Source organism: Bacteroides sp. BFG-637 (assembly GCF_024793605.1).
Lineage (GTDB): Bacteria > Bacteroidota > Bacteroidia > Bacteroidales > Bacteroidaceae > Bacteroides > Bacteroides vicugnae.
Map to the genome: position 1 here is coordinate 5,087,268 of NZ_JANUPD010000002.1, position 16,650 is coordinate 5,103,917.

Genomic DNA, 16,650 nt, shown 5'->3' on the forward strand with positions numbered 1-16,650 from the left:
CCGTTACCTAAGAAGTAACAGACACATTTCGCCCTTGATTTCTAATACTTTATCGTTAATCATCTACCTAAACGATAGTTCTTAATGTAAGATAAATTCCCTTTATTTACTTCTGTACGTTCTCTTAGCTCAAAACCCTTTAAATAGATTTGTGTGGTTTTTATTGATTTGTGTCCCAATGATTCACTGATCATTTCAATTGGCACTCCACGATACTTGGCTGTCGTTGCCCAGGAATGACGGAGTGTGTAAGAAGAAACGGGAGAATGCAAACGCAGAGCTCTCGCCAAATCCTTCAAACGATTATTGAATCTCCGAAGAGCAGACTGATATTCACGGTATGCCCTTTCATCCTTCCGTTTTTTATTACCGCAAAGTATGTCGAACAGATAGTCCGGACAATCAGGAATGGGTTCCTGATTACTTCGAAGTTGATTAATCATTCCTCTGGCAGTATCAAGCACTTCCACGCTCATGGGAGTTTTCGTCTTGATTCGATTATAGCGTAATACACTCTGATCTAAAGCCGATTTTTCCAGATGCGCTAAATCAGCGAATGACATTCCACAAAACTGGAACATCAGAGCAGCAATAGTTTGTGTGCGACGTAAACGCTCCGATTTGGGATCCTCATACAGAAGTCTGTGCAACTCACCGGCAGGCAAAGCTTTCTTTTGTCGGACATCCACACCTGTATAGACATCATGAAATAATCGGGGAACATAAGGGGCACTACCCGCTTCCACTCCTCGATTGTAAATGCTACGAAGCATACGCATATACGTAGAAATCGTATTAGGCTTCAAACCACACTCATAAAGATACTGACCATAACGCCGTAAACGTTCTTTGGTGACCTGCCTGAACGACATATTCAACGTACCACAAAACTTACTGAAAGAATAAAGGGCATTCTTATAGACATGCGCTGTAGAATAGCGCCCCTCCTTTCGTAAACGATTGATGTAGTTCTCCCCACATCGGCTAAATCCATTTTTATTCATCATTTGCATCACTAATTATTTTATATATATACTATTTGGCAAGCGACAAAAGAACAAATCTTTTTGCAGGTTCAATTTCACTTTCCAGATATTATTTTTAGAATTAACACATGTTTAACCAACGTTAAAATTAGTAGATTATGAAAAGTAAAAATGCCAAAAAAGGTAGTAAAAACGACAAGGTAAAAAGAAATGTCCAAACAATGAAAAAAGCTCCTGGGAAGCATTCAAAGGAAGAAATCATCAGTGAAGAAGAGCTGGATAACAGAATAGCAATCGATGGAGATATCCGTCTTTATTTCACCATGTATTTAAAAATCTTTCTTGATGGGCATTTCCGCCATCCCAAGAAAAGAAAGCTGATAAATCTAGCCCAATATATCTATGACCAAAAAGTATTATACATCCACAAACACGGTGGCTATAAGTTAATGGAACTTAGCAGTATACATGCTGAATTGGGTGCATTGAAAAAACCTGTTGAGGAAGAGTACATGAAAGAAAAAAAGGAAAAAAGAGAACAGGCTGAAAAGGTCAAAAGCAAGTACTAAGAAAAAATAATGGGACAGTTGGAATATAAAGCTTACCTTCGCCGCCGTTTTCAACCGGTCGAAAACTAACAGATTTTCTCTTAAAAAAATAGTGACGGTATGCTATCGTTATAGCGTCACTATAATGAAAGGATAGTGACGCTATGACAACAACATACCGTCACTATCTATAAGGGAAGATTTACGCTCAAACAGAAATTTATTTTTCAAAATTAAAAACAGAAGAAAATGAGACAAAAAATCAGGAAAGGCAAGTTAGAAGCTTGCAAATTAGTATGGAAAAAACGTATTACTGCTGAAAAGGGGATTTCGGATAAATGTGCGGAGAGAATTGTACAAGAGTGCATTAAACTAATAGATCGCATGTTGTATGGGAATGTAGTGATAGCTTTTTACAAGCAGGATGGCACGTTTTGTCTGGAAAGAGGAACACTGGTAGGATATGAAAAATTCTTCCATAGAGAATTCAATATCACAGCAAAACAAGAGTCTATTCTCTATTGGAGTGAAGAACAAAAAGGATGGAGAAGATTTATGATCGGGAACCTGATGGAGTGGAGAGCTATTGTATAAGTTAGATTAAAATATATTGAACAATGAATATGATTAATAAAGGGATACCTTATTTTCCGACACCGGCAAACTTCTTTGACGAAGAAGTGATGGAACTATTAGAAGCTAAGTTTGGAGTATTAGCTTCTTACATTGTCATGCGATTGCTTTGTAAAATATATAAAGAGGGATATTATATCTCTTGGGGAAAGGAACAAAACCTGATTTTCGTCCGTAAAGTGGGCGGCGGGATCAAAGAGGACATGATGGAAAAGATTGTCGACCTGTTATTGGAGAAAGGATTTTTCCATAAAGAAACCTACGAAAAATACGGCATACTCACTTCGGAACAGATTCAAAGGGTGTGGTTCGAAGCCACTACACGGAGGAAAATAGATTTCTCCCAACTACCTTATCTATTAGAGACCAAGAAGAAAAAAGGGATGCAAAAAGAAGAGTTGAACGCGGAAAATGCAGACATTTTTGAAACTCAAGAGGAGGTGAGTCAAGAAAATGCAGACATTTTCCGACAAACTAAACTAAAGGAAACTAAACTAAATCATGAAGAAGAAGAAACCAACGTTGTTTCGATTGAGATTCCGGGGTATGCCTACAATCTGGCTACACACAACATCGCAGGATTGATGGAGAGTCTGGACAACCATAAAGTGACTGACCAGAAAGAGAAACAGACGATTCTGCGGTTATCGGACTATGGCAGGAAAGGCACCCAGGTGTGGAAACTGCTCTCCAATACGACCTGGAGCAAAATCGGAGCACCGGGGAAATATATCATTGCAGCGTTAGCCGGCGGACGGAAATAAACCGACTGATTAAAAGCTGATAAAAAAGGTACGAAAAATCTGTGCTTTTCACAAATTCTTCGTACCTTTACGCTCCGGTAAAACAAGTTCTATCCACATAAAAGATAACAAAATGGAAAACAGAAGTTTAGTAACCATTGCCGAACATTCTAAAGAAAAAATCCTCTACATGCTCGAAATGGCGAAGCAGTTTGAAATGAACCCCAATCGCCGGTTATTACAAGGAAAGGTTGTAGCAACCCTGTTCTTTGAACCTTCCACCCGTACCCGCTTGAGTTTTGAAACAGCTGCCAACCGTCTCGGTGCACGAGTAATCGGATTCTCTGACCCCAAAGCTACCAGCTCTGCCAAAGGGGAAACACTTAAAGACACGATCATGATGGTGAGCAACTATGCAGATATTATCGTCATGCGACATCATCTCGAAGGAGCTGCACGGTATGCCAGCGAAGTAGCCCCGGTGCCTATTGTCAACGCAGGTGACGGAGCCAACCAGCACCCGTCGCAAACGATGCTCGACCTCTACTCTATCTACAAGACACAAGGTACGCTGGAAAATCTGAACATTTTCCTGGTGGGTGACTTGAAATACGGTCGCACCGTACACTCATTGCTGATGGCGATGCGACACTTTAATCCGACTTTCCATTTCATCGCTCCCGAAGAGCTGAAAATGCCGGAGGAATACAAACTTTACTGTAAAACTCACCAAATAAAATACGTTGAACATACGGAATTTAACGAAGAGATTATCGCTGATGCTGATATTCTGTATATGACCCGTGTGCAACGCGAACGTTTCACCGATTTGATGGAATATGAACGGGTGAAGAATGTATATATTCTCCGTAACAAAATGCTGGAGAACACACGTCCGAACCTGCGTATCCTGCACCCGCTTCCCCGCGTCAACGAAATTGCTTACGATGTGGATGACAACCCGAAAGCATATTATTTCCAACAGGCACAAAACGGTCTGTATGCCCGCGAAGCAATCCTTTGCGATGTATTAGGTATCACATTAGATGACGTTAAAAACGATATTTTATTATGAGCGAAAATAAACAAGAATTGCAAGTAGCTGCCCTGAAAAACGGGACAGTGATTGACCATATCCCATCCGAAAAGCTCTTTACCGTAGTGCAACTGCTCGGTGTGGAACAGATGACCAGCAATATCACTATCGGATTCAACCTCGACAGCAAGAAGCTGGGTAAAAAAGGGATTATCAAAATTGCAGATAAATTCTTCTGCGACGAAGAGATCAACCGTATTTCAGTAGTTGCCCCACACGTCAAGCTGAATATCATCCGCGATTACGAAGTAGTGGAAAAAAAGAGGTGAAAATGCCGGATGAACTTCGGGGCATCGTGAAATGTGCCAATCCGAAATGTATCACCAACAACGAACCGATGGCCACTATCTTTCATGTGATAGATAAGGATAATTGCATCGTTAAATGTCATTATTGCGAGAAAGAGCAGAAACGTGAAGAGATTACAATCCTCTAACTCCTATTCACCACAGAGGACACAGAGGACACAGAGTTTTATTTCTTTGAAAAAAAAGTTTTTTTACTCTCTGTACCTCAATATACTCTGTGTCCTCTGTGTCCTCTGTGGTGAAAAAAGATATAAGTAGTATGAAACAGGACTGGAAACCAGGAACGATGATTTATCCGCTGCCGGCTGTACTGGTGAGCTGCGGAAAAGATGAAAGCGAATATAATATTATCACAGTAGCATGGACGGGTACGATTTGTACAAACCCGCCCATGTGTTATATATCCGTACGTCCGGAACGCCATTCTTATGACATTATCAAAAAAAACATGGAGTTTGTCATCAACCTGACAACGAAAGATATGGCTTTTGCCACCGACTGGTGCGGAGTTCGTTCGGGACGTGATTATCATAAATTTGATGAGATGAAGCTGACACCCGGACAGTGTACGGTGGTCAGTGCTCCGTTAATTGAAGAATCTCCTCTTTGCATTGAATGCCGTGTGAAAGAAATCATCTCTCTCGGCTCACACGATATGTTTATCGCTGACGTGGTAAATGTCCGTGCGGACGACCGGAACCTGAATCCTGAAACCGGAAAGCTGGAACTGGCAGAAGCCAATCCGCTGGTATATGTGCACGGAGGATATTATAATCTGGGAGAGAAAATCGGTAAGTTCGGTTGGAGTGTGGAAAAGAAGAAATCATAAAAAGTGCGATATTGCCATGAATATGCTGCGTAAATTCATTCTTCCCGGTTTGTTAGCCATAGCCTGCACGGCTGTCGGTCAGAATTATAATGCAGATAGAGTGGACCGCCCCAATACAAGAAAAATAAATATCGGTATCAAGGCGGGATTCAACTCTTCCATGTTCATGGTGTCTGAACTGAAAATTAAGGATGTGACTATCGATGAGGTGCAGAACAACTATAAGATAGGTTATTTCGGCGCCCTCTTTATGCGCATCAATATGAAGAAGCATTTCATTCAACCGGAAGTGTCCTATAATGTAAGCAAATGTGAAATCACTTTCGATAAGCTCGGTTCGCAGCATCCTGCCATCGAACCTGATTATGCTTCGGTGCAATCTGTGCTGCACAGTATCGATTTTCCCATATTATATGGTTATAATGTGGTGAAAAAAGGACCTTATGGAATGTCTATCTTCGTAGGTCCCAAACTTCGCTATTTATGGGGAAAGCACAATGAAATCACTTTTAAGAATTTCGACCAGAAGGGGATTCATGAAAGGCTGTATCCGTTCAATGTCAGTGCAGTGATCGGCGTAGGCGTCAACATCTCCCGTATCTTCTTCGATTTCCGCTACGAGCAAGGCCTCGGAAACATCTCCAAGTCCATCATTTACGACAACATCAATTCTGACGGAAGTACGGGGGTGAGCAATATTATTTTCCGTCGCCGCGACAGCGCATTAAGTTTTTCGCTGGGATTCATTCTTTAAGAAATTGAGAGTTGAAAATTGAGAATTGAAAAATAAAGAGTGGCGGTTCAAAGGGTTGAATGTTTAAAGATTGTCAATTGTCAGGAGGCAATTGTCAATTATCCTTTGATTTCATTAACTTTGTGCGCTTAAAATAGGTATCTCGAATTAGAAATTTAATCTTACTTATAAAAGAATGAAAAGAGACGACATCATTTTCGACATTATCGAAAAAGAGCATCAACGTCAGTTGAAAGGAATCGAACTTATTGCATCAGAAAATTTTGTGAGTGACCAGGTTATGCAGGCAATGGGTTCTTGTCTGACTAACAAGTACGCAGAAGGTTATCCCGGCAAACGTTACTACGGAGGTTGCGAAGTAGTAGACCAAAGCGAACAAATCGCTATCGACCGCCTGAAAGAAATTTTTGGCGCTGAATGGGCAAACGTACAGCCACACTCGGGAGCACAAGCTAATGCCGCTGTTTTCCTCGCAGTTCTGAATCCGGGCGACAAATTCATGGGATTAAATCTTGCACACGGCGGACACCTTTCTCATGGCTCACTGGTAAACACCTCCGGTATCATCTATACTCCTTGCGAATATAACCTGAATCAGGAAACCGGACGCGTTGACTACGACCAGATGGAAGAAGTCGCTCTGCGTGAGAAACCGAAAATGATTATCGGTGGTGGTTCTGCATACTCCCGTGAATGGGATTACAAACGTATGCGTGAAATCGCTGACAAAGTAGGCGCTATCCTGATGATCGACATGGCTCACCCTGCCGGTCTGATCGCTGCCGGAGTGCTCGAAAATCCGGTTAAATATGCACATATCGTCACTTCTACTACACATAAAACACTTCGCGGACCTCGTGGTGGTGTCATCATGATGGGTAAGGATTTCCCCAATCCGTGGGGTAAGACCACTCCGAAAGGTGAGATCAAAATGATGTCTCAATTACTGGATTCTGCCGTATTCCCAGGGGTTCAAGGTGGACCGTTGGAACATGTAATTGCTGCTAAAGCAGTTGCTTTCGGTGAAATCCTGCAACCTGAATTTAAGGAATATGCTAAACAAGTACAAAAGAACGCTGCTGTACTTGCACAGGCTTTAATCGACCGTGGCTTTACTATCGTTTCCGGTGGTACAGACAACCACTCTATGTTGGTCGACCTGCGTAGCAAATATCCTGAACTGACAGGTAAAGTGGCAGAAAAAGCATTGGTTTCTGCTGATATTACCGTTAACAAGAACATGGTTCCGTTCGACAGCCGTTCAGCTTTCCAGACTTCCGGTATCCGTTTGGGTACTCCTGCTATCACTACCCGTGGTGCAAAAGAAGACTTGATGCTCGAAATTGCCGAAATGATCGAGACTGTATTGTCTAACGTAGAAAATGAGGAAATTATTGCAAAAGTACGTGCACGTGTCAATGAGACAATGAAGAAATATCCTCTTTTTGCTTATTAAAAAACAATTTCAAAGCTAATAGCTACAAATTGGCAGCTTTATTTCCCATTTAAGGTCTGCTCCTCGTAAAAGGAGCAGACTTTTTTATTTATTAACAATCCTATCCGAACCATCTGTCCGGAATTTCGTTTTTCTTACTATAAAAGAAATATATGATGTTATATATCACTTACAACAAGGACGAATTCAACCGTACAGTGTGCAAGAAGAGAAAATAGAAGCGCACTGGACTCTATATACAGTCATCCCCGTCTTTCCACATTTTATTTTATAGGGAAAGACGGGGATTTATTTTATCGGCACATCATACCGGAATATTTTTTTCTTGAGGATATATTAACTCAATCCTTCTATTTCTCCATCCACAATATCGATGTACAATGCTTGCGGTTCCTTGGGTAATCCCGGCATACGAAGAATTTCTCCGGCAATGGCTACAATCATTTCAGCTCCGTTATTGATAACAATATCTTTAATATGGAACTCGAAGTTGTTTACCGCACCATAAATCTTCGGATCGGCAGAGAATGAATATTGTGTTTTAGCAATACAAACCGGATAATGAGTGATTCCCATTTTCTCAATCAGTTTGATACGACTGCGGGCGATACTGCTATAGGTAATAACGCTGGCTCCGTAAATATTAGTAGCTACCTTTTCGATCTTCTGCTGTATGCTATCTTCTTCTTTATAAGTGTAGCGTAAGGATTCTGACGGATTGTTCTCTATGGTATCTACCACCAGGCGAGCCATATCTACTGCTCCCTCTCCTCCTTCACTGAACGCATTGTTGATGGCAAAACCCACTCCCAACTGTTCGCAATGTTCGCGCAGCAATTCCATTTCTTCGTCTGTATCGGATGCAAACTTATTGAAAGCTACAATGATTGTCTGACCGAATGAGCGAAGGTTACGAACGTGTTTGTCGAGATTACGCAATCCCTCTTTCAGTCCTTCCATATTCGGCTCTTTGATACGGTCGAGACTGACGCCTCCATGCATCTTCAATCCTTGTGCCGTAGCGACAATCACCGTGAGACGAGGTTGAAGCCCGCTCTTACGACATTTGATATTGTAGAACTTCTCCGCACCGAGATCAGCACCGAACCCGGCTTCCGTGATTACATAATCACCGAAAGACATGGCCAATTTGGTGGCAAGGATAGAGTTACAGCCATGGGCAATATTGGCAAACGGACCACCATGTACAAAAGCAGCGGTTCCTTCGGTAGTCTGCACTAAATTAGGATGAATCGCATCTTTCAATAACACGGTAATGGCTCCTGCCACTCCCAAATCTTTCACTGTGAAAGGTTGGTCGTCATACGTGAAGCCCAACAGGATATTTTCAATACGGCGACGCAGATCACTCACATCTTTAGAAAGGCAAAGAATTGCCATGATTTCCGAAGCAGGAGTGATATCGAAACCGGACTCCTGGGTAATCCCGTTGGATTTAGGTCCGAGGCCGACAACGATGCTGCGCAACGAACGGTCGTTCACATCGAGCACTCTCCGCCAAAGGATTTCTTTCAATCCGAAACCTTTTGCCTGGTTCTGATAGAGATAATTGTCGAGCAAGGCGGCAATCATGTTATGAGCAGAAGTGATGGCATGAAAATCTCCGGTAAAATGGAGGTTAATCTTGTCCATCGGAAGCACTTGTGCATATCCTCCACCGGCTGCTCCCCCCTTCATCCCGAAACACGGACCGAGAGACGGCTCGCGAAGAGCGACAATCGCATTTTTTCCAATTTTATTCAGTCCCAAAGCGAGACCGATAGATACTGTAGTTTTGCCGATGCCCGCTTTGGTTGCTGTGATAGCAGTTACCAGAATGAGATTGCTTTTCTTCACTTTCTCTTCATCAATCAGTTGTTCGGGGATCTTTGCAATGTAGCGGCCATAATTCTCCACTTCCTCGCGAGGGATTCCGATACCTTCGGCAACTTGCTTAATCTTCTTCAGCTCAATGCTGCGAGCAATTTCTATGTCTGATTTCATACAGAATATGATTAGTTTTATTTTTGAATGAACAAAAGTATAACAAAAAAGCGAAATAGAGAAATTTAAAGTCTATCGGATATTTATATCTCTATTTATCATAAACACTATAAACTCTTTCCACACAACAACTGTTGTAGATAGCATAACCTAAACAACAACTTAATTATGGAATGGATTATTAATCAACTAAGGGTACATCCTGAACTTGCTATTTTCCTTACGCTTTTTGCCGGATTCTGGCTCGGCAGACTCAAAATAGGAAAATTCTCCTTGGGGACAGTCACCAGCGTTCTTCTGGTCGGAGTATTGGTCGGACAACTGAATATCACTGTAGATGGTCCGATGAAAGCCGTGTTCTTTCTGCTTTTCTTATTTGCCGTTGGCTATAAGGTGGGTCCGCAGTTTTTCCGCGGATTGAAGAAAGACGGTCTGCCACAAGTAGGATTTGCCGTATTGATGTGTATTGTCAGTCTGGTAGCCCCGTGGATATTGGCCAAAATCATGGGATATCATGTAGGAGAAGCTGCCGGACTGTTGGCAGGCTCACAAACAATATCCGCCGTTATCGGCGTGGCAAGCGATACGATCAACCAGCTGGGAATCAGCGATGCACAGAAAGCCACGTTCATCAATGCAATTCCGGTAGCATATGCCGTAACTTATATTTTCGGAACGGCCGGCTCGGCGTGGATTCTGGCTTCTCTCGGCCCTAAAATGCTGGGGGGACTGGATAAGGTGAAAGCCGACTGCAAGGAACTGGAGGCTCAAATGGGAACATCGGAAGCTGATAAACCCGGATTTTCCCCGGCTCTTCGTCCGGTTGTGTTCCGTGCTTATAAAATCACCAACGAATGGTTTGGCAAAGGAAAGAAAGTCAGTGAACTCGAAGCTTATTTATGCAAGAATGACAAACGTCTGTTTGTAGAACGGATTCGTCAAAAAAGAATGGTGAAGGAAGTAGATCCGAACCTGATTCTTCACAAGAACGACGAAGTGGTACTTAGCGGACGCCGTGAATTTGTGATTGGAGAAGAGGACTGGATAGGTCCGGAAGTGATCGATGCACAATTACTTGACTTCCCGGCAGAAACTCTTCCTGTAATGGTGACCCACCGGACTTTTGCCGGAGAAACAGTTTCCAAAATCAGATCGCAGAAGTTTATGCACGGGGTCAGCATCCGGAATATAAAGCGTGCCGGAATCAACGTTCCGGTATTACCTAAGACAATCGTAGATTCGGGAGACATTCTCGAACTTACCGGTCTTAAACATGAAGTGGAAAGTGCTGCCAAACAAATGGGCTATATTGACCGGCCTACCAATCAGACAGATATGATCTTCGTTGGATTGGGTATTTTGCTCGGTGGCCTTTTCGGTGCACTGGCTATTCATCTGGGAGGTGTTCCTATCAGTCTTTCTACCAGTGGAGGCGCATTGATAGCCGGACTTCTGTTCGGTTGGCTACGCAGCAAGCATCCTACTTTCGGAGGTATTCCCGAACCTTCTTTATGGGTATTGAATAATGTAGGGCTGAATATGTTTATCGCAGTGGTCGGTATCGCTGCAGGTCCCAGTTTCATTGCCGGATTCAAGGAAGTAGGCGTCAGCCTGTTTATCGTCGGTGCATTGGCAACGGCTATCCCTCTCCTCGCCGGATTGCTGATGGCGAGATACCTGTTCAAGTTCCACCCTGCCCTGTCATTGGGATGTACGGCAGGAGCACGTACTACAACAGCTGCGTTGGGAGCTATTCAGGATGCAGTGGAAAGCGACACACCGGCATTGGGATATACGGTGACGTATGCAGTCGGCAATACACTCCTGATTATCTGGGGAGTTGTCATCGTGCTACTTATGTAAAACTAACTAAATAAATATCATTATGGAAAAGAAAACAAATAACCCTGCCATTACCAAAAGTTATGCCAAGAAAATGGAAACAATTAGCCCGTTCGAGCTGAAAAACAAACTGATCGATATGGCAGATGAAAGTATCAAGAAGATAGCACATACCATGTTGAATGCCGGAAGAGGCAACCCGAACTGGATTGCTACCGAACCACGCGAAGCCTTTTTTCTGCTGGGGCAATTCGGCCTTTGCGAATGTCGCCATGCGTTTTCACAGGAAGAAGGAATAGCAGGCATTCCGCAAAAGGCGGGAATTGCCGCCCGTTTCGAGGCTTTCCTGAAAGAAAACGAGAAAGCTCCCGGTGCTAACCTGTTGAAAGAGGGCTACAATTATATGCTGATGGAACATGCTGCCGATCCGGATACGCTTATTCATGAATGGGCGGAATCGGTGATTGGCGACCAGTATCCTGTGCCCGACCGTATTTTACATTTTACGGAGTTAATCGTACAGGATTACCTGGCACAAGAGATGTGTGACCGCCGTCCGCCAAAAGGAACTTTTGACCTTTTCGCAACCGAAGGAGGTACGGCAGCCATGTGTTATCTGTTCGATTCATTGCAGGAGAATTTCCTGTTGAACCAGGGGGATGCCATTGCTTTAATGATTCCAGTGTTCACTCCTTATATAGAAATCCCGGAACTGCGACGCTATCAGTTCGACGTGACCGAAATTTCTGCTGACCAGATGACTCCTGACGGTTTACATACCTGGCAGTATAAGGATGAAGATATAGACAAGCTGAAAGATCCGCGGATCAAAGCATTATTTATCACCAATCCGAGTAATCCGCCCAGTTATGCGCTTAGTAAAGAGACTACCGAACGTATCATCAACATTGTGAAGAATGATAATCCGAACCTGATGATTATCACGGATGATGTGTACGGGACATTTATTCCTCATTTCCGTTCATTAATGGCAGAATTGCCGCATAATACGCTTTGCGTTTATTCGTTCTCCAAATATTTTGGAGCTACGGGATGGAGAACCGCAGTGATCGCTCTACACGAGGACAACATCTACGACAAAATGATTGCCCGCCTGTCGGAGGAGCAGAAATCAATATTGAACAAACGTTATTCCAGTCTTAGCCTACAACCGGAAAAGATGAAGTTTATCGACCGTATGGTGGCCGACAGCCGGCAGATTGCATTGAATCATACTGCAGGACTTTCTCTACCTCAACAAATGCAGATGAGTTTGTTTGCCATTTTCTCACTTCTGGATAAAGAAGACAGTTATAAGAAAAAGATGCAGGAAATTATTCATCGTCGTCTGCATGCGTTGTGGGATAACACAGGTTTCACACTGGTGGAAGATCCGTTACGTGCCGGATATTATTCGGAGATCGATATGCTGGTATGGGCGAAGAAATTCTATGGGGATGACTTCGTTGCTTATCTGCAAAAGACCTACAATCCATTGGACGTGGTTTTCCGCCTGGCAAACGAAACTTCACTCGTTCTGTTGAATGGTGGTGGATTTGCCGGACCGAAATGGAGTGTGCGTGTGTCACTAGCCAACTTGAATGAAGCCGATTATGTGAAAATCGGACAAAGTATCAAGTGCGTCTTGGAAGAATATGCCAAAGCATGGAAGGCATAAAATCACCACTTATTTAAAGCGGGAAGTATCGACCTCTTCCCGCTTCTTCTCTTTGTACCCTCCGAATTTATAGTTAAACGAAATGCCGAATGTACGGGTGGTCCGCATATAGTGGTTTTTCACATTCTGCAATCCGTAACGGACTTGTGTCGAAATGGTGGAGGTATTGAACAGGTCGTCACACTTCAACGTCAATTGTGCTTTTCCTTTTGCAAAGGTGTAACGAAGCGCTGCATCCAGATTTCCCGAACGGGGAAGATCGAAAATTCCCTGTATGGCTTTATTTTGATAAAATCCGGTCAAGGTAAACTTTAAGTCGGGCTTGGTGGAAAGGGTGAATGTGTTGTTCATCGTCAAGACGAATGTATATAGTTTGCGGTCAAACGGGATATCCCAGAAATCACAGTCTTTCTGGCGATAACGAAAACCGATAGCGGTGAAACGGGAGTCCAGCCATTTTTTCACCTTAAAGGGAACTGTCATTACCAATCCGGCCTGTGATGAAAAATCAAAATTGAAGAATTTGTAAATCTCTACCAAGCGTTCCGGTGATTGGTAGAGAGTTTGCATTTGATTGTCTTTTGTATAGCTATAAAAGGCGGTAAAAACATACTTGCCTTTTAATATATAATTAAGGCTGGTTTCATAATTCGTGGCAGGTTTGAGATAAGGATTTCCTTGAATTTCAGAATATGCTCCCATGTAAGAGATTGCATTCTGTACGCTCCAGTATTCGGGATATTCCTTGTCACTACTCAATGAGAGCTGGAGGACATGTCCGGCAGCGGGTATATAAGTTAGATTAGCTACCGGGTACAGGCTCCATTCATTCCAGATATTTGTATGATATTGCTCCGCTGCCAGAGAAACATCGGCCGAGAGTTTTTCACCGAAGCTTTTACTTAGTCCGGCATACACATTCAGGGTTTGCTCGCGACGGCGGGAGGTCATGTTATTATCCGGTAACAGATTGTCTGTTTCCGGGTCATAATACCTTTGATAACTATGGTCTAAAGCGGTCGTATAGGTTATGCCATAATTCAATCCCCAGCCTTTGCCCAAAGTATGTTCTTGTCCGGCATAGAAACGCCATTGATTGATTTGCTGCTTATCCCGGCTTAGGAAGTTCATCGTCTCTGCTCCCATCGTGCTATGTAATAGTTCGCTACCGGGAGAATGATAGGATGTAAATGCTACGCCTGCTTTCAGTCCGAAAGGGGTTTGATAATCTAATTTTGCATTATGGAGCTGGCTGTCTCCCTGTGAATCGGTAACGGAATTCTGTGCACCGGTAGCTATGGAATAATGCTTGGAATCGGTAAAGGCTGTTGTATAGACCAAGCTTAACAGATGATTTTCAGCGAAAGAGTAGTCGATTCCGAGGCGCATCTGATGAGTGTTGGTACGGGAAGTCATGATTTCATCCATATCCATCTGATGCACCGAACCATCGGCCAACGTGTGAAGTGCTTCTTTCTCCGTAATCCTTCGGTCGCGATCATAAGAGTAAGAGTAAAGAAGATCTGCAGAGAATTTACGTCCGGAGTACAGAAGACTTCCACGTTCTGCCAAAGATTCGTAGTGATGTTGATTCAAAGCTGTATAAAGTTCTCCTTGAAGGGAAGATGCCTGTCCTGTGCCGGGTGCTAATATCAGGTTAATCATCGGTCCGCGTACCTGATAGCGTGCCGGAGCGGAATACATCACTTCCGCCTTCTCGATCCGGCTGACAGGGATTGATTTTAATAAAGCGTCTAATTGCTCGACGGACAGTGTGGTAACTTTTCCGTTGATGACAACGGTAACTTCCTGTCCTCCCAACATCAGACTATTATTCATATTTACTATACCCGGAAGATTTTTCACAACATCATAGGCATTATCCACAGGCAGGTTACCTACCAGCCTCGGTACGTCATACACAAGTTTGCCTTGTTCGGCTTTCACTATCGGGCGTTCACCCGTAATCATTACTTCGGGCAATTCCTGAAACAAGCTATCCATATAACCTATATTCTTGATACTGTCGACAGGTTTCTGTGACTGTTGTCCGATTTGTGCTGTAGCAGATATCCACACGCAAAGAAGAGACATAAATAGTAAATTAATCCGTTTCATTTCGTCTTTATTTTTAGAATACGACAAAATACGGTAGAAAAAATGGATATTTGCGTTATCACTGGCTTATCTAGTGTTATTTAGTCTTATCAAAGAGAAGAATAAGAATAGTTTCCTATTATCTTTGTCAGTATGAAATTACCGCTAAAACATATCGTCATACTGGTTATCTGCTCGCTAATCGGAATTTTTGTTTATCAAGCTTATTGGTTGACAGGGCTTTACCGGTCGATGAAAATGGAAATGGAGAGCAATATCAGAGATGCAATGCGGACGAGTGACTTCAACGAGGTCGTGCTCCGGGTTAATGATTTGCAAAAAGATAATGTGGAACACGGTTCGCTAACGGTATCGGCCGGATATGATGCGGACGGCAATTCATTAGTGACCCAACAAACGATTTCTTATACGGATAGTAGCCGTCAGGATACGATACATTCCCGGACAGAAACTACCACAGACACGGTAAAAACCGTTGGCAATGCTTCTGAAGATTCCAAAGCTGTTGCAAGTAGCGAAAGCGGACTGGATGTATTATTGAAAAAGCAAGATTCGCTAAAGGAGTTGTTAATGAGTATTCAGCAGGGCATTCATTCAGGTGTGGACACTTATATAGATGTCAACCTGCAGCGATATGACAGTTTGCTCACCCATGTGATGAAAGAGCATAATCTTTCTATTCCTCATCACACTCTTTTGATTTATACAGGAACCAGTGCCGATTCTTCCATTGTATATACAGATACATTAGGTCTTGCGGGAGATAGCAGTTATATTCCCAGTCCCAAGGCAATTCGCTATGACTATGAATTTAATATGCATCATAGCCAACGCTACCAACTGGTGTTCGAGCCGATCAATTCATTGGTATTAAAGCAGATGACAGGTATTCTGGTCACTTCATTTGTAATTCTTCTGATTCTCGGATTCTCTTTCTGGTTCCTTATCCGGACGCTCCTGAAACAGAAAACACTGGATGAAATGAAAAGTGATTTTACCAATAATATCACGCACGAATTAAAGACTCCCATTGCCGTAGCCTATGCGGCTAATGACGCATTACTGAACTTTAACCAAGCGGAAGAGAAAAGCAAGCGCGACCAGTATCTACGCATCAGTCAGGAGCAGTTGCAAAGGCTTAGCGGGCTGGTGGAACAGATTTTATCCATGGGAATGGAGCGTCGCAAAACGTTCCGTTTGCATCCGGAGGAAATCAACCTGAAGGAGCTGATTACTCCGCTCATGGAGCAGCACCAGCTAAAAGCGGACAAGCCTGTACATATCGAATTGGACATTAAACCGGAAACGCTTGTTATTGTTGCCGACCGTACGCATTTCAGCAACATCATCAGTAACTTGATAGATAATGCTGTGAAGTACTCGAAAAAGGAAGCCGAATTGTCTATTTCCTGCCGACAGACAGGGGGAACAGTAACCATCAGCGTTACCGACCGGGGAATCGGAATTCCACTTGATAAACAAAAGCATATATTTGATAAATTCTACCGGGTCCCGACGGGCAATCTTCATAATATAAAAGGTTACGGACTAGGACTGTTCTATGTCAAGAGCATGGTCGAAAAACATGGAGGGACTATCACCGTAAAGAGTGAACCGGACAAAGGAAGCACTTTTACCATTACTTTATAAACCCA

13 protein-coding genes and 1 pseudogene are annotated in these 16,650 nt (G+C 43.0%); 11 read left to right on the forward strand and 3 right to left on the reverse strand.

Annotation, left to right across the window (positions count from 1 at the left end; translation table 11 throughout):
* Positions 1-59: 59 nt before the first annotated feature.
* On the reverse strand, positions 60-1,013 hold the full coding sequence (locus NXX38_RS19875; RefSeq protein ID WP_258980791.1) for a tyrosine-type DNA invertase cluster 3b: 954 nt from the start codon (positions 1,011-1,013) through the stop codon (positions 60-62).
* A gap of 131 nt (positions 1,014-1,144) precedes the next feature.
* Here NXX38_RS19875 and NXX38_RS19880 point away from each other — a divergent pair, with 131 nt between their 5' ends.
* From NXX38_RS19880 to glyA, 8 genes and pseudogenes are all read left to right on the forward strand, one after another.
* Positions 1,145-1,555 carry a DUF4119 domain-containing protein gene (locus NXX38_RS19880; protein WP_258980792.1) on the forward strand — a complete coding sequence of 137 codons (411 nt, stop codon included), beginning with the start codon at positions 1,145-1,147 and terminating at the stop codon, positions 1,553-1,555.
* Positions 1,556-1,783: 228 nt separating this feature from the next.
* A complete protein-coding gene (locus NXX38_RS19885; protein ID WP_008648001.1) occupies positions 1,784-2,128 on the forward strand; it encodes an SH3 beta-barrel fold-containing protein in 345 nt (114 codons plus the stop codon).
* A gap of 23 nt (positions 2,129-2,151) precedes the next feature.
* On the forward strand, positions 2,152-2,931 hold the full coding sequence (locus tag NXX38_RS19890) for a DUF4373 domain-containing protein (protein ID WP_032843513.1): 780 nt from the start codon (positions 2,152-2,154) through the stop codon (positions 2,929-2,931).
* Between the two features lie 112 nt (positions 2,932-3,043).
* Positions 3,044-3,985 carry an aspartate carbamoyltransferase gene (gene pyrB, locus NXX38_RS19895; RefSeq protein ID WP_122137587.1) on the forward strand — a complete coding sequence of 314 codons (942 nt, stop codon included), beginning with the start codon at positions 3,044-3,046 and terminating at the stop codon, positions 3,983-3,985.
* A pseudogene (gene pyrI, locus NXX38_RS19900) lies at positions 3,982-4,442 on the forward strand (aspartate carbamoyltransferase regulatory subunit). Before pyrB ends, pyrI begins: the two are co-directional and overlap by 4 nt.
* Positions 4,443-4,573: 131 nt before the next feature.
* On the forward strand, positions 4,574-5,143 hold the full coding sequence (locus NXX38_RS19905; protein ID WP_258980795.1) for a flavin reductase family protein: 570 nt from the start codon (positions 4,574-4,576) through the stop codon (positions 5,141-5,143).
* Positions 5,144-5,159: 16 nt separating this feature from the next.
* Positions 5,160-5,897, forward strand: coding sequence for a porin family protein (locus NXX38_RS19910; RefSeq protein WP_122137590.1), 738 nt, complete (start codon positions 5,160-5,162; stop codon positions 5,895-5,897).
* Between the two features lie 175 nt (positions 5,898-6,072).
* Positions 6,073-7,353: a serine hydroxymethyltransferase gene (gene glyA / locus NXX38_RS19915; protein WP_258980798.1), complete on the forward strand. Its 1,281-nt coding sequence runs from the start codon at positions 6,073-6,075 to the stop codon at positions 7,351-7,353.
* A gap of 336 nt (positions 7,354-7,689) precedes the next feature.
* Here the strand turns inward: glyA and NXX38_RS19920 are convergent, their stop codons facing one another.
* A complete protein-coding gene (locus tag NXX38_RS19920; protein ID WP_148366911.1) occupies positions 7,690-9,357 on the reverse strand; it encodes a formate--tetrahydrofolate ligase in 1,668 nt (555 codons plus the stop codon).
* Positions 9,358-9,525: 168 nt separating this feature from the next.
* Here NXX38_RS19920 and aspT point away from each other — a divergent pair, with 168 nt between their 5' ends.
* Positions 9,526-11,220 (forward strand): aspartate-alanine antiporter, encoded by a 1,695-nt coding sequence (gene aspT / locus NXX38_RS19925; RefSeq protein WP_258980800.1) that lies wholly within the window; start codon positions 9,526-9,528, stop codon positions 11,218-11,220.
* Between the two features lie 22 nt (positions 11,221-11,242).
* A complete protein-coding gene (aspD, locus tag NXX38_RS19930; RefSeq protein WP_217723257.1) occupies positions 11,243-12,877 on the forward strand; it encodes an aspartate 4-decarboxylase in 1,635 nt (544 codons plus the stop codon).
* Between the two features lie 9 nt (positions 12,878-12,886).
* Here aspD and NXX38_RS19935 read toward each other — a convergent pair whose 3' ends face one another.
* A complete protein-coding gene (locus NXX38_RS19935; RefSeq protein ID WP_258980801.1) occupies positions 12,887-14,995 on the reverse strand; it encodes an outer membrane beta-barrel family protein in 2,109 nt (702 codons plus the stop codon).
* 132 nt (positions 14,996-15,127) lie between these two features.
* On the opposite strand from NXX38_RS19935, the gene NXX38_RS19940 reads away from it, so the two are divergent.
* Positions 15,128-16,645, forward strand: a complete 1,518-nt coding sequence (locus tag NXX38_RS19940) for a sensor histidine kinase KdpD (protein WP_258980802.1) — start codon at positions 15,128-15,130, stop codon at positions 16,643-16,645.
* Positions 16,646-16,650: the final 5 nt, after the last annotated feature.

Coding starts and splice junctions, on each gene's coding strand:
- NXX38_RS19875 (WP_258980791.1), bottom strand. CDS start 1,013: ATGCAAATGATGAATAAAAATGGATTTAGCCGATGTGGGGAGAACTAC.
- NXX38_RS19880 (WP_258980792.1), top strand. CDS start 1,145: ATGAAAAGTAAAAATGCCAAAAAAGGTAGTAAAAACGACAAGGTAAAA.
- NXX38_RS19885 (WP_008648001.1), top strand. CDS start 1,784: ATGAGACAAAAAATCAGGAAAGGCAAGTTAGAAGCTTGCAAATTAGTA.
- NXX38_RS19890 (WP_032843513.1), top strand. CDS start 2,152: ATGAATATGATTAATAAAGGGATACCTTATTTTCCGACACCGGCAAAC.
- pyrB (WP_122137587.1), top strand. CDS start 3,044: ATGGAAAACAGAAGTTTAGTAACCATTGCCGAACATTCTAAAGAAAAA.
- NXX38_RS19905 (WP_258980795.1), top strand. CDS start 4,574: ATGAAACAGGACTGGAAACCAGGAACGATGATTTATCCGCTGCCGGCT.
- NXX38_RS19910 (WP_122137590.1), top strand. CDS start 5,160: ATGAATATGCTGCGTAAATTCATTCTTCCCGGTTTGTTAGCCATAGCC.
- glyA (WP_258980798.1), top strand. CDS start 6,073: ATGAAAAGAGACGACATCATTTTCGACATTATCGAAAAAGAGCATCAA.
- NXX38_RS19920 (WP_148366911.1), bottom strand. CDS start 9,357: ATGAAATCAGACATAGAAATTGCTCGCAGCATTGAGCTGAAGAAGATT.
- aspT (WP_258980800.1), top strand. CDS start 9,526: ATGGAATGGATTATTAATCAACTAAGGGTACATCCTGAACTTGCTATT.
- aspD (WP_217723257.1), top strand. CDS start 11,243: ATGGAAAAGAAAACAAATAACCCTGCCATTACCAAAAGTTATGCCAAG.
- NXX38_RS19935 (WP_258980801.1), bottom strand. CDS start 14,995: ATGAAACGGATTAATTTACTATTTATGTCTCTTCTTTGCGTGTGGATA.
- NXX38_RS19940 (WP_258980802.1), top strand. CDS start 15,128: ATGAAATTACCGCTAAAACATATCGTCATACTGGTTATCTGCTCGCTA.